The following is a 20,436-nucleotide window of genomic DNA, read 5'->3' as shown; positions in this document are numbered from 1 at the left end:
TGCCCGGCGGCGCGGCGCGCACCGGGCAGATGTGCCGTTATTTAATACCGTCAGCCGCCATGCGGTCGCGGATATGCTGCGCGCGTTCAACGGAGGCCGGGTGGTCGTCAAACATGGAGCTCTGACGGCCTTCTTCCAGCTTCGCCAGTTTTTCGAAGCTGGTGGCTAAACCCGATGGATTGATGCCGCGTTTGCGCAACAGATCGTAAGAGTAGTCATCCGCTTCAGACTCCTGACGCTGGGAGAACTGCGAGTTCACCAGTTTCTCGCCCACGTCGCCAAGCTGCGACTGGGACAGGCTGCCGACAATACCGCCCGCTGAGGCTGCCGCGGCGCGCACGGCGTTGGTGCCCAGCGCAACCTGCATCCCTTTCTTCACGTGACCCAGGGCTACGTGGCCCATTTCATGGCCGATCACCGCTTCCACTTCGTTGTCGGTCATCATGTCCATCAGGCCGCTGTAAACGCGGATACAGCCGTTGGCCATCGCGAAGGCGTTCACGTCTTTCGCCATGTACACCTTATAGTTCACCGGCTGGCCATTAATGTTGTCGCCCAGCGCGGAAGCAATCTTGTTCAGACGCTGCGTGTAGGTGCTGTTTGCCGGGGCAAGCGTAGCTTTTCCATCCATATCCTTACAGGCCTCGTCGCTCAGCGCTTTGACCTGCGCATCGCTCAGAGAGTAGGCCTGAAAAGCTTCTGCGCCTGAGGTCATCAGGCCGTTAGAATCCATATTCTGACAGCCGCTTAGCAGGAGCGTTGTTCCCACAGCCAGCCCAATTGCACGCATTTTCATGATTTCGCTTCCGTACTCGTTAATCTGAATTAATTCTGAAAAATGCACCGTCAACGAAGCCGGTGTCGGGCTAAGTATAAGGAATATCTACAGGGGCGGGCGAGCAGATTGCGCAACATGCGAGCATGATCCAGAGATTTCTTAAGCTGCAAAAGAATGCTCCATGTACATGCCCTGCGGCTTGGGTTACATTGTTGGCACTTTTTTCCGGCGTAGCCCAAAACGCGCTGTCGTCAAGGGCATGGCCTTTAACAGTCCGATCTGGAGTTAAAATGTCCTCACGTAAAGAGCTTGCTAATGCTATTCGTGCGCTGAGCATGGACGCAGTACAGAAAGCCAAATCCGGCCATCCGGGTGCCCCAATGGGCATGGCTGACATCGCCGAAGTCCTGTGGCGTGATTTCCTTAACCACAACCCACAGAACCCGGCATGGGCAGACCGCGACCGTTTCGTGCTGTCTAACGGCCACGGCTCTATGCTGATCTACAGCCTGCTGCACCTCACCGGCTACGATCTGCCAATCGAAGAGCTGAAAAACTTCCGTCAGCTGCACTCCAAAACTCCAGGTCACCCGGAAGTGGGCTACACCGCAGGCGTTGAAACCACCACCGGCCCGCTGGGTCAGGGCATTGCGAACGCAGTGGGTATGGCGATTGCTGAGAAGACCCTGGCGGCACAGTTCAACCGTCCTGGCCACGACATCGTTGACCACTTCACCTACGCGTTCCTGGGCGACGGCTGCATGATGGAAGGCATTTCTCACGAAGTGTGCTCCCTGGCAGGTACCCTGAAACTGGGCAAACTGGTTGCGTTCTACGACGACAACGGCATTTCCATCGACGGTCACGTTGAAGGCTGGTTCACTGACGACACCGCTGCCCGTTTCGAAGCCTACGGCTGGCACGTTGTGCGTGGCGTTGATGGCCACGATGCTGACTCGATTAAACGTGCAGTAGAAGAAGCGCGCGCCGTGACCGACAAACCGTCTCTGCTGATGTGCAAAACCATCATCGGCTTCGGCTCTCCGAACAAAGCGGGCACCCATGACTCCCACGGCGCACCGCTGGGCGACGCGGAAATCGCACTGACCCGTGAAGCGCTTGGCTGGAAACACCCTGCCTTCGAAATCCCGTCTGAGATCTATGCTCAGTGGGATGCGAAAGAAGTGGGCCAGGCGAAAGAAGCGGCCTGGAACGAGAAGTTTGCGGCTTACGCAAAAGCCTTCCCGCAGGAAGCAGCCGAGTTCACCCGCCGTATGAAAGGCGACATGCCGTCTGACTTCGACGCGAAAGCGAACGAGTTCATTGCGAAATTGCAGGCGAACCCGTCTAAAATCGCCAGCCGTAAAGCGTCTCAGAATGCGATCGAAGCGTTTGGTCCATGGCTTCCAGAATTCCTCGGCGGTTCCGCTGACCTGGCACCATCAAACCTGACCCTGTGGTCTGGATCTAAGCCAATCAACGAAGATGCTGCCGGTAACTACATCCATTACGGTGTACGTGAATTCGGTATGACCGCTATCGCGAACGGTATCTCCCTGCACGGTGGTTTCCTGCCGTACACCTCTACCTTCCTGATGTTCGTGGAATATGCACGTAACGCCGTGCGTATGGCAGCGCTGATGAAACAGCGTCAGGTGATGGTCTACACCCACGACTCCATCGGTCTGGGCGAAGACGGTCCAACTCACCAGCCGGTAGAGCAGGTAGCTTCCCTGCGCGTGACCCCGAACATGAGCACATGGCGTCCATGTGACCAGGTTGAATCTGCGGTGGCGTGGAAATACGGCGTTGAGCGTCAGGACGGCCCGACCGCGCTGATCCTCTCCCGTCAGAACCTGGCGCAGCAGGAGCGTACCCCAGAGCAGCTGGCGAACATCGCACGCGGTGGCTACGTGCTGAAAGATTGCGCGGGCCAGCCTGAGCTGATCTTCATCGCGACCGGTTCTGAAGTTGAACTGGCTGTTGCAGCATGGGAAAAACTGACTGCCGAAGGCGTGAAGGCGCGCGTGGTCTCCATGCCGTCTACCGATGCGTTCGACAAGCAGGATGCGGCTTACCGTGAATCCGTACTGCCTAAAGCGGTTTCCGCTCGCGTGGCGGTGGAAGCGGGTATCGCTGACTACTGGTTCAAATACGTGGGCCTGAACGGTGCTATCGTCGGTATGACCACCTTCGGTGAGTCTGCACCGGCTGAGCAGCTGTTTGAAGAGTTCGGCTTCACCGTTGAGAACGTTGTCGCGAAGGCGAAAGAACTGCTGTAATTGCTGTTTTGCCCGGTGGCGCTTACGCTTACCGGGCCTACAAATGGCACAAAACGTAGGCCGGGTACGCGTAAGCGTCACCCGGCTTTTTTGTAGACATTATTCCACCAGAAATGTGACGCAAGTCATATAGCTCGCTTATTCATCTGGACAACCATTCCTTTTATTCCGCGATTCGCTTATTCTTGCTGAAGCGTTTCAGTCGATTAAATGTTCGACAATTGACCAATCAATCGCAGTTTGTGACAGCAAGGATTCCCCTTCGGGCGTCGCTGGATTACTCTTTCAGCCACCTCAAACTCAGGGATAGCTTTGCAGGAGATCTATGACCGTACGCGTAGCGATTAATGGCTTCGGTCGCATCGGGCGCAACGTGGTTCGTGCATTATATGAATCCGGGCGTCGTGCGGAAATCACCGTGGTGGCAATCAATGAACTGGCGGATGCTGCGGGCATGGCGCATTTATTGAAATATGACACCAGCCACGGCCGCTTTGCCTGGGACGTTCGCCAGGAAAGGGAACAGCTGTTCGTCGGTGACGATGCAATCCGCGTGCTGCATGAGAACAGTATTGAAGGGCTGCCCTGGCGCGAACTGGGTGTGGATGTGGTCCTGGACTGTACCGGCGTGTACGGTAACCGCGAACATGGCGAAGCGCATCTGAAGGCCGGTGCGAAAAAAGTCCTGTTCTCCCATCCTGGCAGTCACGACCTCGACGCCACCGTCGTGTTTGGCGTCAACCAGCACGAGCTGCATGCTGAACACCGCATTGTCTCCAACGCCTCCTGCACCACCAACTGCATTATTCCGGTCATTAAACTGTTAGACGATGCGTACGGTATTGAATCCGGCACCGTGACCACGATTCACTCCGCCATGCACGATCAGCAGGTTATCGACGCCTATCATCCGGATTTACGACGCACTCGCGCGGCGAGCCAGTCCATTATTCCGGTGGATACGAAACTGGCTGCGGGGATCACCCGTATTTTCCCGCAGTTTAACGACCGTTTCGAAGCGATTGCCGTGCGTGTTCCGACGATAAACGTCACCGCAATCGATCTTAGCGTGACGGTAAAAAAACCGGTAAAAGCCTGTGAAGTCAACCTGTTGCTGCAAAAAGCGGCACAGGGAGCATTTCATGGTATAGTTGACTATACGGAATTACCGTTGGTCTCAGTAGATTTTAACCACGACCCGCACAGCGCCATCGTGGATGGCACGCAGACGCGAGTCAGTGGTGCGCACCTTATCAAGACGCTGGTCTGGTGTGATAACGAATGGGGCTTTGCTAACCGAATGCTCGACACCACGTTAGCCATGGCCGCAAAAGGTTTCAGGTAGAGCGCACCTTGCGCTTGCAAAACTTTAAGAATCAACGAGAGGATTCACCATGTCTGTAATTAAGATGACCGATCTGGATCTGGCAGGTAAACGCGTTTTCATCCGTGCCGATCTGAACGTACCGGTTAAAGATGGCAAAGTGACCAGCGACGCGCGTATCCGTGCATCTCTGCCAACCATTGAACTGGCTCTGAAGCAGGGCGCTAAAGTGATGGTCACCTCCCACCTGGGCCGTCCAACTGAAGGCGAGTACAACGAAGAGTTCTCTCTGCTGCCGGTTGTTAATTACCTGAAAGACAAACTGTCCAACCCGGTTCGCCTGGTGAAAGATTACCTGGACGGCGTAGACGTTGCCGAAGGTGAGCTGGTTGTTCTGGAAAACGTTCGCTTCAACAAAGGCGAAAAGAAAGACGACGAAACCCTGTCCAAAAAATACGCTGCACTGTGCGACGTATTCGTAATGGATGCATTCGGTACGGCTCACCGTGCGCAGGCATCTACCCACGGTATCGGTAAATTTGCAGACGTTGCATGTGCAGGTCCGCTGCTGGCTGACGAACTGGAAGCACTGGGTAAAGCACTGAAAGAACCTGCTCGTCCAATGGTCGCTATCGTTGGTGGTTCTAAAGTGTCTACCAAACTGACCGTACTGGATTCCCTGTCCAAAATCGCTGACCAGCTGATCGTTGGTGGTGGTATCGCGAACACCTTCGTTGCCGCTCAGGGCCACAACGTGGGTAAATCCCTGTACGAAGCAGACCTGGTTGACGAAGCCAAACGCCTGCTGGGCACCTGCGATATCCCGGTTCCAACTGACGTTCGCGTAGCAACCGAGTTCTCCGAAACCGCTACCGCGACCCTGAAATCTGTTAACGACATCAAAGATGAAGAGCAGATTCTGGACCTGGGCGACGTTTCTGCACAGAAACTGGCTGAAATCCTGAAAAACGCAAAAACTATCCTGTGGAACGGTCCAGTCGGCGTGTTCGAATTCCCGAACTTCCGCAAAGGGACTGAAATCGTTGCTAACGCTATCGCAGACAGCGAAGCGTTCTCTATCGCAGGCGGTGGTGACACCCTGGCAGCTATCGATCTGTTCGGTATCGCTGACAAGATCTCCTACATCTCCACTGGTGGCGGCGCATTCCTCGAATTCGTGGAAGGCAAAGTACTGCCAGCAGTAGCAATGCTCGAAGAGCGCGCTAAGAAGTAAGCCATTCAGGGGCAGGGAAACCTGCCCAATTTTCAGCGCGCTTATCAGAGCTCGCACCTTTTCTAACGGCCGAAGATACAGGACTAAGCAACATGTCTAAAATTTTTGATTTCGTAAAACCTGGCGTTATCACTGGTGATGACGTACAGAAAGTGTTCCAGGTAGCTAAAGAAAACAACTTCGCTCTGCCAGCAGTTAACTGCGTAGGTACCGACTCCATCAACGCCGTACTGGAAACCGCTGCAAAAGTTAAAGCACCGGTTATCGTTCAGTTCTCCAACGGCGGCGCTGCGTTCATCGCGGGTAAAGGCGTGAAAACTGACGTTCCTCAGGGTGCTGCTATCCTGGGCGCTATCTCTGGTGCGCACCACGTTCACCAGATGGCTGAGCATTACGGTGTTCCAGTTATCCTGCACACTGACCACTGCGCGAAGAAACTGCTGCCGTGGATCGACGGTCTGCTGGACGCGGGTGAAAAACACTTCGCGGCAACCGGTAAGCCACTGTTCTCTTCTCACATGATCGACCTGTCCGAAGAGTCTTTGGAAGAAAACATCGAGATCTGCTCTAAGTACCTGGCGCGTATGTCCAAAATGGGCATGACCCTGGAAATCGAACTGGGCTGCACCGGCGGTGAAGAAGACGGCGTGGACAACAGCCACATGGACGCTTCTGCACTGTACACCCAGCCAGAAGACGTTGATTACGCTTACACCGAGCTGAGCAAAATCAGCCCGCGCTTCACCATCGCAGCGTCCTTCGGTAACGTGCACGGCGTTTATAAGCCAGGTAACGTGGTTCTGACCCCGACCATCCTGCGTGATTCTCAGGAATACGTTTCCAGGAAACACAACCTGCCGCACAACAGCCTGAACTTCGTCTTCCACGGCGGTTCCGGTTCTTCTGCTCAGGAAATCAAAGATTCCGTAAGCTACGGCGTAGTGAAAATGAACATCGATACTGACACCCAATGGGCAACCTGGGACGGTATCCTGCAATACTACAAAACCAACGAAGCTTACCTGCAAGGCCAACTGGGCAACCCGAAAGGCGAAGACCAGCCGAACAAGAAATACTACGATCCACGCGTATGGCTGCGCGCTGCGCAGACGTCCATGGTGACGCGTCTGGAGCAGGCATTCAAAGAACTGAACGCGATCGACGTTCTGTAATTTGACCCGCTAACAGCATCAGAAGGCCCGCAAACGCGGGCCTTTTTTTATGCTTTTTCAATATCCTGCAATACCTGTTTTTGTGATCTGCTTGGCAATACCTGCGCTTTTTGTTTACCCTTTACTGACCTGCCTGTCCCCTTGAGGGATAGATTTTGTGTTTTGGTTTAGCAAAAGGAAGAATAAATGGAACAACTTGATGTTGTAGACAGCATCAATAACGCGGGTAACTGGCTGGTGCGTAACCAGGCGCTACTGCTGAGCTACGCCGTAAATATTGTTGCCGCTATTGCCATTATCATCGTCGGGATGATCGTGGCGCGTATCGTCTCGAACGCTGTCAACCGGGTGATGGTATCTCGACACATTGACGCCACGGTCGCCGATTTCCTCTCCGCGCTGGTGCGCTACGGCATCATCGCCTTTACGCTGATTGCCGCGCTGGGGCGCGTCGGCGTGCAGACGGCATCCGTTATCGCCGTGCTCGGTGCTGCCGGTCTGGCCATTGGTCTGGCATTGCAGGGTTCGCTTTCAAACCTGGCGGCGGGCGTACTGCTGGTGACCTTCCGTCCGTTCCGTTCCGGTGAATATGTGGATTTAGGCGGCATCGCCGGCACCGTGTTGCAGGTACAGATTTTCTCTACCACCCTGCGTACCGTCGACGGTCGTATTGTTGTGGTACCGAACGGGAAAATCATTGCGGGCAATATCATTAACTTCTCCCGCGAGCCGGTGCGTCGTAACGAGCTGATCATCAGCGTGGCGTACGATTCCGATATCGACCAGGTGAAATCGCTGATCGCTAACATCATTGATTCTGACGACCGCATTCTGAAGGACCGCGAGCAGACCGTTCGTCTGAACGAGCTGGGCGCGTCATCCATTAATTTTGTGGTACGCATCTGGAGCAAAAGCAGCGATCTGCAAAACGTTTACTGGGACGTGCTGGAGCGCATCAAGCGCGATTTCGATGCCAACGGCATCAGCTTCCCGTACCCGCAGATGGACGTCAACGTCAAAAAAGTCAAAGAAGCAGAGTAACTTTACCAGTAGGCCCGGTAAGCGTTAGCGCCACCGGGCTTTTTTGTTATTAGCCTCACTAATCCCCGATTAATATTATCCATTTCCTCTAATGACATTCCCGCAGTATAGTCTGCCTCCAGGACAACTTTGTGAGAATTACGTCATGTTATCTTATTATTTTCAGGGGTTTGCGTTAGGCGCAGCCATGATCCTCCCCCTCGGCCCGCAAAATGCGTTCGTGATGAACCAGGGCATTCGCCGCCAGTACCACCTGATGATTGCTCTGCTGTGTGCGGTGAGCGATCTGCTGCTGATTTGCGCCGGAATTTTTGGCGGCAGCGCGCTGCTGATGCAGTCGCCGTGGCTGCTGGCGCTGGTTACCTGGGGCGGCGTGGCGTTTCTGCTGTGGTACGGATTTGGTGCCCTGAGAACGGCCATGAGCAGTAATCTTGAGCTGGCGAGCGCCGAGGTGATGAAGCAGGGGCGCTGGAAGATTATCGTCACCATGCTCGCCGTGACCTGGCTTAACCCGCACGTTTACCTTGATACGTTCGTGGTACTCGGCAGCCTGGGCGGCCAGCTGGACGTTGAGCCGAAGCGCTGGTTTGCGCTGGGCACGGTCAGCGCCTCCTTCCTCTGGTTCTTCGGTCTGGCGATCCTGGCGGCGTGGCTGGCACCACGACTGCGTACCGCCAAAGCGCAGCGCATTATCAATACGCTGGTGGGGCTGGTGATGTGGTTTATTGCCTTCCAGCTGGCGAAAGAGGGCATTCATCACGTACAGGGATTGTTCAACTAAGCGTTTGTCTTATGGACATCTGAGCAGGAGCCGCTAAGCTTGCTGGCATGAGCCCTGTTGATGGGGCACTCTTCGCAACATGGAGGAATGACAGTGAAGTTTAAGGTGATGGCCCTGGCGGCATTAGTAAGTTTAGGTTCGGTGTCGGTGCAGGCGAATGAACTGCCAAACGGCCCGCACATTGTCACTTCAGGCACCGCAAGCGTGGATGCGGTTCCGGATGTTGCAACCCTGGCAATTGAAGTGAACGTCGCGGCGAAAGATGCGGCTTCCGCCAAGAAACAGGCAGACGATCGTGTTGCGCAATACCTCTCTTTCCTGGAACAGAACGGTATCGCGAAAAAAGATATCAGCTCTGCGAACCTGCGTACTCAACCGGATTACGACTACCAGAACGGTAAAAGCATCCTGAAAGGCTATCGCGCCGTGCGTACTGTTGAAGTGACGTTGCGCCAGCTCGATAAGCTCAACTCGCTGCTGGATGGTGCGCTGAAAGCAGGCCTGAATGAAATCCGTTCCGTCTCGCTGGGTGTTGCGCAACCGGAGAAATATAAAGACGAAGCGCGTAAAGCGGCGATTAATGATGCCATTCATCAGGCTGAACAGCTGGCATCCGGCTTCAAGAGCAAGCTCGGCCCGGTTTACAGCGTGCGTTACCACGTCTCTAACTACCAGCCAAGCCCGATGGTGCGGATGATGAAGGCAGACGCCGCGCCGGTTTCTGCTCAGGAAACCTACGAGCAGCCAACCATTCAGTTCGACGATCAGGTTGATGTGGTGTTCCAGCTTGAGCCAACTGAAAAGCCAGCTCAGTAATCCGTAGGCCGGGTAAGGCGTAGCCGCCACCCGGCTTTTCTTTTTAATCCTGTCTCAACACCTTATGTCCAAACGCCAGCAGCGCATCCGTGACGTTGCGCATCATGCGGCTTTCCGGCGCAAAACGGTGCCAGTACAGCATCCGGCGCTGATACAGCCCCGGCGTTAAATCAATCAGCTCACCGCTTTTCAACTCTTTCTCAATCTGCAAATGCGGGATCATGCAGCAGGTGGTTCCCTGACGCGCGAGCTGTACGAAGGCTTCGGACGAGTTAACGATATGACACGGGACGCTGCCCGGCGGCAGATCGAAGTTTTGTTGCAGGAAGGCCTGATGCATATCGTCCAGATGGTCGAACGCGACGGCAGGGGCTTTCAGCAGCGCGGCGCGGGTCACGCCGTTCGGGAAGTAGCGCTCGGCAAAAGCTTTTGAACCGACAAACAGGTAATCCAGTGCGCCCAGCTGATCGACAAGACAGCTTGGCAGGGCCTGAGGCTGAATACTGACCGCCCCAACCACTTCGCCACGGCGCAGGCGCTCCTGAGTGCGGGTCTCGTCTTCAACCTGAAGGTTCAGGCGGATTGGGGAGTCGGCCAGCACCGGCGCAAGGGCCGGCAGCAGCCACGTTGCCAGACTGTCGGCGTTCACCGCCAGCGACAGTAGCAGCGGCGTAGAGCCGGTCTGTTCATCGCCCAGCCACTCATCTTCCAGCAGTTCAACCTGGCGCAGCAGGGCGAGAAGCTTTTGCCCTTGCTCCGTGGGGCGCGGCGGCACGGTACGCACCAGCAGCGGCTGCCCGAACATGTTTTCAAGCTGTTTGATACGTTGTGATACGGCGGACTGGGTGATGCACAGCTTTTGCGCCGCGCGCTCAAAACCGCGTTCACGAATAACTGCATCAAGTGCCTGTAGTGTTCTGTAGTCCGGACGTTTCATTGCTCTGGCTGACTCCTTAATTTTGCTTAATCTGCACTATGACACAATTTTCCCTTCGTGGCAGACGAAATCCATTCGACGTGTTCTATAATGCGCCCTGAGTTTTCATACCACAGGCAAAACGATCATGACGCAGGATGAACTGAAAAAAGCAGTAGGATGGGCCGCTCTCCAGTACGTACAGCCGGGTACCATTGTCGGGGTGGGTACGGGGTCGACGGCGGCACACTTTATCGATGCACTGGGCACGATGAAGGGGCAGATCGAGGGCGCAGTTTCCAGCTCCGATGCGTCCACGGAAAAGCTGAAGAGCCTTGGCATCACCGTTTTCGACCTCAACGAAGTGGACCGCCTGGGCATTTACGTTGATGGCGCGGATGAAATCAACGGCCACATGCAGATGATCAAAGGCGGCGGCGCGGCGCTGACCCGTGAAAAGATCATCGCGTCAGTAGCGGACAAGTTCATCTGCATCGCGGACGCCTCCAAGCAGGTCGATATTCTGGGGAATTTCCCGCTGCCGGTTGAAGTGATCCCGATGGCGCGCAGCGCCGTAGCGCGTCAGCTGGTGAAGCTGGGTGGTCGTCCGGAATACCGTCAGGGTGTGGTGACCGATAACGGCAACGTCATCCTCGACGTTCACGGTCTCGAAATCCTCGATGCCGTTGCGCTGGAAAATGCGATTAACGGCATTCCGGGCGTCGTGACCGTAGGGTTGTTTGCCAACCGCGGCGCGGACGTGGCGCTGATCGGCACGGCTGACGGCGTGAAAACCATCGTAAAATGATCTGACGGGGGGAACACTCCCCCCGCTAAAAAAATTTTGAAGCGCTAAATTCGGTGACTTGTGTCACGTTTTTCCACCTCATTTGCCGATCCTTCCACGTTCACAATTATCCGCAGCATTTTCCTCTGTCATTTTGCCCTGTATGACTTTTCTTCAGAGTGCCGACGCAAACGTTCATATTGCTGCAATAGTTTTTTTTGATATGTTGGCTGCACGGGATTTCAATCCAGCACAACATCAGTTCAGATAAAAAACAGGGTCGGGTAAATGGCAAAGGTATCACTGGAGAAAGACAAGATTAAATTCCTGCTGGTCGAGGGCGTGCACCAGAAAGCGCTTGATAGCCTTCGTGCGGCAGGTTACACCAACATCGAATTTCACAAAGGCGCGCTGGACTCCGAAGAGCTGAAAGCGTCCATCCGTGATGCCCATTTTATTGGCCTGCGATCCCGTACCCAACTGACTGAAGACGTTATTGCTGCGGCGGAAAAGCTGGTGGCGATCGGCTGTTTCTGCATCGGCACCAACCAGGTTGATCTGAACGCCGCCGCTAAGCGCGGTATTCCGGTCTTTAACGCGCCGTTCTCGAACACCCGTTCCGTAGCGGAGCTGGTGATCGGCGAGCTGCTGCTGCTCCTTCGCGGCATTCCGGAAGCCAACGCTAAAGCGCACCGCGGGGTGTGGAACAAGCTGGCCGCGGGCTCCTTCGAAGCGCGTGGTAAAAAGCTGGGGATTATCGGTTACGGCCATATCGGTACGCAGCTCGGTATTCTGGCGGAATCCCTCGGTATGCACGTATTTTTCTACGATATCGAAAGCAAACTGCCGCTGGGTAACGCGACGCAGGTGCAGCATCTTTCTGACCTGCTGAACATGAGCGACGTGGTCAGCCTGCACGTGCCGGAAAACGCCTCCACCAAAAACATGATGGGCGCGGAGGAGCTGGCGCTGATGAAGCCGGGCTCGCTGCTGATCAACGCCGCGCGCGGTACGGTAGTTGACATTCCTGCGCTGTGCGACGCGCTGAAGCGTAAGCATCTGGCGGGGGCGGCTATCGACGTATTCCCGACGGAGCCGGCCACTAACAGCGATCCGTTTACCTCTCCACTGTGCGAGTTCGACAACGTGATCCTGACGCCGCACATCGGCGGCTCGACCCAGGAAGCGCAGGAGAACATCGGCCTCGAAGTGGCGGGTAAGCTGAGCAAATATTCCGACAACGGTTCAACGCTCTCTGCGGTGAACTTCCCGGAAGTCTCGCTGCCGCTGCACGGCGGTCGCCGTCTGCTGCACATCCACGAAAACCGTCCTGGTGTGCTGACCGCCATCAACCAGATCTTTGCCGAGCAGGGCGTTAACATCGCCGCGCAGTACCTGCAAACTAACTCGCAGATGGGCTACGTGGTGATTGATATTGAAGCGGATGAAGACATCGCCGAGAAAGCGTTGCAGAGCATGAAGACCATTCCGGGGACGATTCGCGCGCGCCTGCTGTACTGATAGTGCGGTCTGTGGTGTCGGGTTGCGGCTACGCCTTACCCGACCTACGATGGTTGTGCGGTTTGTGATGTCGGGTGGCGCTTACGCTTACCCGACCTACAATGTCCGAGGTTTTATGTAGGCCGGGTAAGGCGCAGCCGCCACCCGGCTTTATGCTACCAAAGCCACGTTTTGCTGGGCGTCACTACCGCCGGCAGCGGAATATCCCACTTCTCTACAGGCAACGCTTCTACAGCCTGGCAATCATGCGCATACCCTACCGGCTGCAACCCGTAGCGCTGCCAGTTTTGCAGCGTTCTGTCATAGAAACCCCCGCCCATGCCTAATCGCTGGCCCTGTTCATCAAATGCCACCAGCGGCGTAATCAGCACGTCCAGCTCAGAAAGCGGCAGCACGTCGCGCACGTCGAGTTTAGGTTCGGTAATTTTCAGACGATTCACCACCAGCTCGCTGTGCGGATGGTAGTGCAGAAACAGCAGATTGCCCCGGCTGAACGGATGCAGTACCGGCAGGTACACTTTTTTCCCGGCGCGCCAGAGCTGGTCGATAAGCGGCTGGGTGTCCAGCTCGCCGTCAAACGAGAGAAACAGCGCGACGGTGTTTGCCATCACTACGGGCGGATAGGCCATCATGCGGGCGGCGGCCTGCTGGGCAAAGTGTGCCTGTTGTTCGGCGCTTAAGGCGCGACGACGCTGGCGAATGAGCTGACGGATGTCCTGGCGTGAGGCAGAAACTTCAGGGAATTGAGTCATGGTAGTCGGTAGAAGAAGAGAGAGGGAATCTCCGAGATGCCGCCGCAGGCTGTAACCCTTGAACCCTTGGTTCAAGGTGAATGTGTCGTCATAGTTTTAAGGCTTCTCGGACGAACCGAGCATGCTCACCAACCATGGAGCGCCACATTCTTGTGGTATGAAATATCGGCTCAGGGGACTGGCCCGCTTGCAAACATCTCAGAGAAATTTTGTCTTCACAGTTACTCTACCATAGTCAACTGCGAAGTGTTATTCAAACTTTGGTCCCGGTCTTTCGGGATTGCGACCTTGATCAAGCAACGCCTGTTCTATGGTCTGCTGGAGCATTTTAATGCGCTGCTCCATGCTGGCCGCGTAATCGCGGGTCTTCGCTTTTTCCTGAGTCAGTTCATAGCTGATGTTCAACGCGGCGATGAAAACCAGCTGCTCAGTATTTGTGACTCTAGTGCGTTCTTTTAGATCTTGCAACCGCTGATTCAAATCGTCCGCAGCCTGATTCAGGGCATCCCTTTGTTCAGGTGGACAATTCACTCGCAGTGAACGGCCAAAAATCTGGAGATCGACGGGTTGTGCAGACATGCCACCTTCCTGCTGATTGACTGCGCTGCCTTCGCTTACTGCCCCGGGGGCTGCGAAGGGGCGACACTATAGCTACCCTGATGTGAAGATACAAGCCCTTTTCTGGTATCACCAGGGTCCAAAGTGGTAGCATATCATGAATATCCTCCCTTTGATGATGAATGCGTATGTCTATACAGAACGAAATGCCTGGTTACAAGGATTTAAACCAGTTACTGAACCAGCAGGGAGTCGGTTTAACCCCTGCCGAAATGCACGGTCTGATCAGCGGCATACTGTGCGGCGGAAACAGCGACAGCTCCTGGCAGCCGCTGATCCACGACCTCACCAACGAAGGGCTGGCGTTTGGCCACGAGCTGGCGGAAGCGCTGCGCAAAATGCATGCGGCAACCAGCGATTCCCTGGAAGACGATGGCTTTCTTTTTCAGCTTTATCTGCCTGAAGGCGATGATGTCAGCGTCTTCGATCGCGCCGACGCGCTCGCGGGCTGGGTAAATCACTATCTGCTCGGCCTCGGCGTCACCCAGCCTAAACTGGATAAAGTGACCGGCGAAGCGGGTGAAGCGATCGACGATCTGCGTAACATTGCGCAGCTTGGCTACGACGAAGACGAAGATCAGGAAGAGCTGGAGATGTCTCTCGAGGAGATTATCGAATACGTTCGCGTGGCGTCTCTGCTGTGCCACGACAACTTCACGCGCTCGCAGCCGACCGCGCCGGAAGTTCGTAAGCCAACCTTACATTAAGAAAAATAACGCACAGGAGGGTGTCATGGTTATCTCGAATCAAGAGTATTCTCGCCGTCGTCAGGCGCTGCTGGCAAAAATGCAGCCGGGAAGCGCTGCCCTGATTTTTGCCGCGCCGGAAGTGACGCGCAGCGCCGACAGCGAATACCCCTATCGACAGAGCAGCGATTTCTGGTACTTCACCGGCTTCAACGAGCCGGAAGCGGTGCTGGTGCTGATTAAAAGCGATGACACCCACAACCACAGCGTGATCTTCAACCGCGTACGCGATTTAACCGCGGAAATCTGGTTTGGCCGCCGTCTGGGGCAAGAGGCAGCGCCGGAAAAGCTGGGCGTAGACCGCGCGCTGGCCTTCAGCGAAATCAACCAGCAGCTTTACCAACTGCTTAACGGTCTCGACGTGCTCTACCACGCACAGGGCGAATACGCCTATGCGGATGAGATTGTGTTTACCGCGCTGGACAAGCTGCGCAAAGGCTCCAGGCAGAACCTCTCCGCGCCCGCTACGCTGACGGACTGGCGTCCGGTGGTGCACGAGATGCGTCTGTTCAAGTCAGAAGAAGAACTCAACGTAATGCGCCGCGCGGGAGAAATTAGCGCCCTGGCACATACTCGCGCCATGGAAAAGTGCCGTCCCGGTATGTTCGAGTACCAGCTGGAAGGCGAAATTCACCATGAATTTAACCGCCACGGCGCGCGCTTCCCGTCCTACAACACCATCGTTGGCGGCGGGGAAAACGGCTGCATTCTGCACTACACCGAAAACGAAAGTGAGCTGCGCGATGGCGATCTGGTGCTGATTGACGCCGGCTGTGAATATCAGGGGTATGCGGGCGACATCACGCGCACCTTCCCGGTGAACGGCAAATTCACGCCCGCGCAGCGTGAAATCTATGACATTGTGCTGGAGTCGCTTGAAACCGCGCTGACGCTGTTCCGTCCGGGCACCTCTATCCAGGACGTGACGGGCGAGGTGGTGCGCATCATGATTAGCGGGCTGGTTAAGCTTGGTATCCTGAAAGGCGAAGTGGACACGTTAATCGCTGAAAACGCCCATCGCCCGTACTTTATGCACGGCCTGAGCCACTGGCTGGGGCTCGACGTACACGACGTGGGCGCATACGGTACGGATCGTTCGCGCGTGCTGGAGCCTGGCATGGTGCTGACCGTTGAGCCGGGGCTGTACATCGCGCCGGATGCGGACGTGCCGGACCAGTACCGCGGGATCGGCATTCGTATTGAAGACGACATCGTCATCACCGAAACCGGCAACGAAAACCTGACCGCGACCGTGGTGAAAAACGCCGACGATATCGAGGCGCTGATGGCGGCGGCACGCGTATGAGCGTGATCATCGTTGGCGGAGGCATGACCGGCGCTACCCTGGCGCTGGCCATTTCGCAGTTAACCAAAGGCCAGCTTCCGGTGCATCTTGTTGAGGCGGTTGCGCCGCAGGCGGCCGATCATCCCGGCTTCGACGCCCGCGCCATCGCGCTGGCCCAGGGAACCTGCCAGCAGCTTGCGCGCATTGGCATCTGGCAGGCGATAGCGGACTGCGCGACGGCCATCGGCACCGTTCACGTCAGCGATCGCGGGCACGCCGGGTTTGTGACGCTGGATGCCCACGATTACCGAATTGAGGCGCTGGGGCAGGTCGTTGAACTGCATGACGTGGGGCTGCGGCTGTTCCGTCTGTTACAGGATGCCCCTGGCGTCACGCTGCACTGTCCGGCGCGCGTCGCCAGCTTTAGCCGCAGCGACGAGGCCGTCAGCGTGACGCTGGACAATGGCACCACGCTGGAGGGGCAGCTGCTGGTGGCGGCGGATGGTTCACGCTCGTCGATCGCCACGCAGTGCGGCGTAGAGTGGCGCGCTCAACCCTATGGTCAGGTGGCGGTTATCGCTAACGTTTCCACGGCAGGCGCGCATAACGGCAGGGCCTTTGAGCGCTTCACCGAGCACGGTCCACTGGCCATGCTGCCGATGTCGAACGGGCGCTGCTCGCTGGTGTGGTGCCATGCGCAGGATCGCGCCGACGAGGTGCTCTCCTGGTCCGATGAACGTTTTTGTTCCGAGCTGCAAAAGGCTTTCGGCTGGCGGCTTGGACGTATCACCCACGCCGGTAAGCGCGTGGCCTATCCGCTCTCGCTGACGACCGCATCGCAGACGGTTTCCCACCGCGTCGCGCTGGTCGGTAACGCCGCGCAGACGCTGCACCCCATCGCCGGGCAAGGCTTCAACCTTGGCCTGCGCGACGTGATGAGTCTGGCCGAGCTCCTGGCCCGGACGTGGAGCGAACAACAGGATTGTGGCGCATACTCAGTGCTGAGCCATTATCAGAAACGACGTCAGGCGGACAAGGCGGCGACCATTGGCGTTACCGACGGTTTAGTCCACCTGTTTGCCAATCGCTGGACGCCGCTGGTTGCGGGTCGCAACCTCGGGCTGATGGCGATGGAACTGTTCATTCCGGCACGTGACGTGCTGGCGCAGCGGACCCTGGGTTGGGTCGCGCGTTAAGGAGTAATCACCGTGCAAAATGTTGATGTCGCCATTGTCGGCGGCGGAATGGTAGGACTGGCGCTGGCCTGTGGTTTACAGGGCAGCGGCCTGCGCGTGGCCGTGCTTGAGCAAAACGCGCCGCAGCCCGTGGCGCAGGATGCCCCGCCGGAGCTGCGCGTCTCAGCTATCAACGCAGCCAGCGAAAAATTACTGACGCACCTCGGCGTCTGGTCAGAGATCGTGGCGCAGCGCGCAAGCTGCTACCACGGAATGGAGGTGTGGGATAAAGACAGCTTTGGCCATATCGCCTTTGACGATGAAAGCATGGGCTACAGCCACCTTGGACACATCGTTGAAAACGCGGTGATCCATTACGCGCTGTGGCAGAAAGCACAGCAGTGCAGCGACGTCACCCTCATCGCGCCGGCGAAACTTCAGCAGGTGGCGTGGGGCGAGAACGACGCGTTTATCACCCTTGAAAGCGGCGACATGCTGACCGCGCGTCTGGTGGTGGGTGCCGACGGCGCGAATTCCTGGCTGCGTAACAAAGCGGATATTCCGCTGACCTTCTGGGATTACCGTCATCACGCCCTGGTTGCCACAATCCGCACCGAAGAGCCGCACGGCGGCGTCGCACGCCAGATTTTCCACAACGACGGCATTCTGGCCTTCCTGCCGCTTGCCGATCCGCATCTGTGCTCCATCGTCTGGTCCTTAGAGCCGGAAAAAGCGCAGCAGATGCAGGAGGCGACGCCGGACGCCTTCAGTCAGGCACTGTGCGTGGCGTTTGATAACCGTCTGGGCCTGTGCACGCTTGAAAGCGAGCGCCGGGCGTTTCCGTTAACGGGCCGCTACGCGCGGCAGTTTGCGGCGCACCGTCTGGCGCTGGTGGGGGATGCGGCGCATACCATTCATCCGCTGGCCGGGCAGGGGGTTAACCTCGGCTTTATGGACGCGGCTGAGCTGGTTGAAGAGCTGCGTCGTCTGCATCGTGAAGGCAAAGACATTGGTCAGCATCTGTATCTGCGTCGCTACGAGCGCAGCCGCAAACACAGCGCGGCGATGATGCTGGCAGGCATGCAGGGCTTCCGCGAGCTGTTTGCCGGGGCGAACCCGGCGAAAAAACTGCTGCGCGATATCGGTCTCAAGCTTGCCGATACCCTTCCCGGCGTGAAGCCTCAGCTTCTCCGTCAGGCAATGGGCCTCAACGATCTGCCCGACTGGTTACGTTAATCTCGATCCCCGTCACACTTTATTTTCCCGGCCTCTGCGCCGGGGAAAATTCCTCGTTTGAAATAATCTAATTTCACGCCATTTTTCGCATTAGAAAATCTAATCTTACAATTTTTATGTTACGGAAATTCGGCCCGTTTTTCCGCACGAAATATCATCATCCGCTAAATCCTGTTAGATCATTGTTAATATTATGCGGGTTTAATCGCATTTTCCCAGTCAAATACTCTGTACGCTTTCCTGCGTTTTTAAGCCATAAGCTAATGTGATGACCCGCTTTACCTTATGGTTAACCGCCGGTTTCGGTGGTAAGTTCAGGTAAAAGAGAACGTTTGCGTCGGCTACCGATTGCGAGGCCGACACCGGGTTTCACGGTGAATTTTTCAACGAGGAAAAGATGGCTCAACAGACTCCTTTGTACGAACAGCACGTGTTATGCGGCGCCCGCATGGTGGACTTCCACGGCTGGATGATGCCGCTGCACTACGGCTCGCAAATTGATGAGCACCACGCGGTGCGCACCGATGCCGGTATGTTCGACGTGTCACACATGACGATTGTCGACCTGCGCGGAAGCCGCACCCGGGAGTTTTTGCGTTATCTGCTGGCAAACGACGTCGCCAAACTGAAGACGCCGGGCAAAGCGCTTTATACCGGCATGCTCAATGCCTCGGGCGGCGTGATTGACGACCTCATCGTCTACTACTTCACCGAAGATTTCTTCCGCCTCGTTGTAAACTCCGCCACCCGCGAAAAAGACCTCTCCTGGATTTCCCAACACGCTGAACCTTACGCCATCGATATCACCGTTCGTGACGATCTGTCGCTGATTGCCGTGCAGGGACCCAATGCCCAGGCGAAAGCCGCGTCTCTGTTCAGCGACGAGCAGCGCAACGCCACCGAAGGGATGAAGCCGTTCTTCGGCGTGCAGGCGGGGGATCTGTTTATCGCCACCACCGGCTACACCGGTGAAGCGGGCTATGAAATTGCCATGCCGAACGAGAAAGCCGCCGATTTCTGGCGTGCCCTGGTTGAGGCGGGCGTGAAGCCTGCGGGTCTGGGCGCGCGCGATACGCTGCGTCTGGAAGCGGGCATGAACCTCTACGGCCAAGAGATGGACGAAGGCGTCTCTCCGCTGGCGGCCAACATGGGCTGGACCATCGCGTGGGAACCGGCCGACCGTGAATTTATTGGTCGTGAAGCGCTGGAGATGCAGCGCGAGAAGGGCACCGAACAGCTGGTTGGTCTGGTGATGAAGGAAAAAGGCGTGCTGCGCGGCGAGCTGCCGGTGCGCTTCACCGATGCTGACGGCAATCATCGCGAAGGCGTGATCACCAGCGGAACCTTCTCCCCGACGCTCGGCTACAGTATTGCCCTGGCGCGCGTGCCGGCGGGCATTGGCGAAACGGCGGTGGTGCAGATCCGCAACCGCGAAATGCCGGTCAACGTGACCAAACCGATTTTTGTTCGCGCCGGTAAGCCGGTCGCCTAACTATTTTTATCAGGAGAACTTCAATGAGCAATGTGCCAGCAGAACTGAAATACAGCAAAGAACACGAGTGGCTGCGCAAAGAGGCGGACGGCACTTACACCGTTGGGATCACCGAGCACGCGCAGGAGCTGCTGGGCGACATGGTGTTTGTTGACCTGCCGGAAGTGGGCGCAACCGTGAGCGCAGGCGACGACTGTGCGGTGGCGGAATCCGTCAAAGCGGCTTCTGACATTTACGCGCCTGTGAGCGGTGAAATTGTTGCCGTGAACGACGCGCTGAGCGACTCCCCGGAGCTGGTCAACAGCGAGCCGTATGAAGGCGGCTGGATCTTCAAGATCAAAGCCAGCGACGAAGCGCAGGTTGCCGCGCTGCTGGATGCGACCGCGTACGAAGCATTACTGGAAGACGAATAACGTTGTGCCGGATGGCGCTGCGCATCCGGCCTACCGATCTGCGTAGGCCCGGTAAGCGTTAGCGCCA

General features: G+C 56.6%; 19 protein-coding genes and 1 other RNA gene. 15 read left to right on the top strand and 5 right to left on the bottom strand.

What is annotated here, in order from left to right; all coding sequences use genetic code 11:
• Positions 1–37: 37 nt before the first annotated feature.
• Positions 38–796, bottom strand: coding sequence for a M48 family metallopeptidase (locus tag INF58_RS03130; RefSeq protein WP_003860073.1), 759 nt, complete (start codon positions 794–796; stop codon positions 38–40).
• Positions 797–1,068: 272 nt separating this feature from the next.
• On the opposite strand from INF58_RS03130, the gene tkt reads away from it, so the two are divergent.
• From tkt to INF58_RS03095, 7 genes are all read left to right on the top strand, one after another.
• Positions 1,069–3,060 carry a transketolase gene (gene tkt, locus INF58_RS03125; RefSeq protein WP_063867863.1) on the top strand — a complete coding sequence of 664 codons (1,992 nt, stop codon included), beginning with the start codon at positions 1,069–1,071 and terminating at the stop codon, positions 3,058–3,060.
• Positions 3,061–3,385: 325 nt separating this feature from the next.
• Positions 3,386–4,405, top strand: a complete 1,020-nt coding sequence (gene epd / locus INF58_RS03120; protein WP_063452007.1) for an erythrose-4-phosphate dehydrogenase — start codon at positions 3,386–3,388, stop codon at positions 4,403–4,405.
• A gap of 49 nt (positions 4,406–4,454) precedes the next feature.
• A complete protein-coding gene (gene pgk, locus INF58_RS03115; protein ID WP_028014337.1) occupies positions 4,455–5,618 on the top strand; it encodes a phosphoglycerate kinase in 1,164 nt (387 codons plus the stop codon).
• A 92-nt stretch (positions 5,619–5,710) separates the two neighbouring features.
• Positions 5,711–6,790: a class II fructose-bisphosphate aldolase gene (gene fbaA, locus INF58_RS03110; RefSeq protein ID WP_063452006.1), complete on the top strand. Its 1,080-nt coding sequence runs from the start codon at positions 5,711–5,713 to the stop codon at positions 6,788–6,790.
• A gap of 186 nt (positions 6,791–6,976) precedes the next feature.
• On the top strand, positions 6,977–7,831 hold the full coding sequence (gene mscS, locus INF58_RS03105) for a small-conductance mechanosensitive channel MscS (protein ID WP_063452005.1): 855 nt from the start codon (positions 6,977–6,979) through the stop codon (positions 7,829–7,831).
• Between the two features lie 145 nt (positions 7,832–7,976).
• On the top strand, positions 7,977–8,612 hold the full coding sequence (gene argO, locus INF58_RS03100; RefSeq protein WP_193526975.1) for an arginine exporter ArgO: 636 nt from the start codon (positions 7,977–7,979) through the stop codon (positions 8,610–8,612).
• 93 nt (positions 8,613–8,705) lie between these two features.
• Positions 8,706–9,428 carry an oxidative stress defense protein gene (locus tag INF58_RS03095; protein ID WP_063867868.1) on the top strand — a complete coding sequence of 241 codons (723 nt, stop codon included), beginning with the start codon at positions 8,706–8,708 and terminating at the stop codon, positions 9,426–9,428.
• Between the two features lie 43 nt (positions 9,429–9,471).
• On the opposite strand, the gene argP is transcribed toward INF58_RS03095, so the two are convergent.
• Positions 9,472–10,365, bottom strand: a complete 894-nt coding sequence (argP, locus tag INF58_RS03090) for a DNA-binding transcriptional regulator ArgP (protein WP_003860089.1) — start codon at positions 10,363–10,365, stop codon at positions 9,472–9,474.
• Positions 10,366–10,492: 127 nt separating this feature from the next.
• Here argP and rpiA point away from each other — a divergent pair, with 127 nt between their 5' ends.
• Positions 10,493–11,152, top strand: coding sequence for a ribose-5-phosphate isomerase RpiA (gene rpiA / locus INF58_RS03085; RefSeq protein WP_047355196.1), 660 nt, complete (start codon positions 10,493–10,495; stop codon positions 11,150–11,152).
• 267 nt (positions 11,153–11,419) lie between these two features.
• Positions 11,420–12,652: a phosphoglycerate dehydrogenase gene (serA, locus tag INF58_RS03080; RefSeq protein ID WP_063452002.1), complete on the top strand. Its 1,233-nt coding sequence runs from the start codon at positions 11,420–11,422 to the stop codon at positions 12,650–12,652.
• 155 nt (positions 12,653–12,807) lie between these two features.
• On the opposite strand, the gene INF58_RS03075 is transcribed toward serA, so the two are convergent.
• The 3 genes from INF58_RS03075 to zapA all read right to left on the bottom strand — a co-directional run bounded on the left by INF58_RS03075 (position 12,808) and on the right by zapA (position 13,983).
• The gene (locus INF58_RS03075; protein ID WP_063452001.1) at positions 12,808–13,404 is read right to left on the bottom strand and encodes a 5-formyltetrahydrofolate cyclo-ligase; all 597 of its coding nucleotides are present in this window, start codon (positions 13,402–13,404) and stop codon (positions 12,808–12,810) included.
• A gap of 24 nt (positions 13,405–13,428) precedes the next feature.
• A non-coding RNA gene (ssrS, locus tag INF58_RS03070) (6S RNA) lies at positions 13,429–13,612 on the bottom strand.
• A 41-nt stretch (positions 13,613–13,653) separates the two neighbouring features.
• Positions 13,654–13,983 carry a cell division protein ZapA gene (gene zapA, locus INF58_RS03065; protein WP_006811891.1) on the bottom strand — a complete coding sequence of 110 codons (330 nt, stop codon included), beginning with the start codon at positions 13,981–13,983 and terminating at the stop codon, positions 13,654–13,656.
• A gap of 167 nt (positions 13,984–14,150) precedes the next feature.
• Here zapA and INF58_RS03060 point away from each other — a divergent pair, with 167 nt between their 5' ends.
• From INF58_RS03060 to gcvH, 6 genes are all read left to right on the top strand, one after another.
• Entirely contained in the window at positions 14,151–14,729 is a 579-nt protein-coding gene (locus INF58_RS03060) for a YecA family protein (protein WP_003860099.1), read from the top strand.
• Positions 14,730–14,760: 31 nt separating this feature from the next.
• A complete protein-coding gene (pepP, locus tag INF58_RS03055; RefSeq protein ID WP_131636454.1) occupies positions 14,761–16,074 on the top strand; it encodes a Xaa-Pro aminopeptidase in 1,314 nt (437 codons plus the stop codon).
• Positions 16,071–17,249, top strand: a complete 1,179-nt coding sequence (ubiH, locus tag INF58_RS03050) for a 2-octaprenyl-6-methoxyphenyl hydroxylase (protein WP_193526974.1) — start codon at positions 16,071–16,073, stop codon at positions 17,247–17,249. Before pepP ends, ubiH begins: the two co-directional genes overlap by 4 nt.
• A 12-nt stretch (positions 17,250–17,261) precedes the next feature.
• Entirely contained in the window at positions 17,262–18,464 is a 1,203-nt protein-coding gene (gene ubiI, locus INF58_RS03045) for an FAD-dependent 2-octaprenylphenol hydroxylase (protein ID WP_193526973.1), read from the top strand.
• A 397-nt stretch (positions 18,465–18,861) separates the two neighbouring features.
• Positions 18,862–19,956 (top strand): glycine cleavage system aminomethyltransferase GcvT, encoded by a 1,095-nt coding sequence (gene gcvT, locus INF58_RS03040; RefSeq protein WP_063867877.1) that lies wholly within the window; start codon positions 18,862–18,864, stop codon positions 19,954–19,956.
• Between the two features lie 23 nt (positions 19,957–19,979).
• Positions 19,980–20,369, top strand: a complete 390-nt coding sequence (gcvH, locus tag INF58_RS03035) for a glycine cleavage system protein GcvH (RefSeq protein WP_006811885.1) — start codon at positions 19,980–19,982, stop codon at positions 20,367–20,369.
• The last annotated feature ends 67 nt before the right edge of the window (positions 20,370–20,436 follow it).

Origin of the sequence: Enterobacter cloacae complex sp. P24RS (genome assembly GCF_014982165.1) — a bacterium.
Taxonomy (GTDB): Bacteria; Pseudomonadota; Gammaproteobacteria; order Enterobacterales; family Enterobacteriaceae; genus Enterobacter; species Enterobacter quasihormaechei.
Note: the sequence above shows the minus strand (reverse complement) of the source record. Positions and strands in the feature narration are given on the sequence as shown.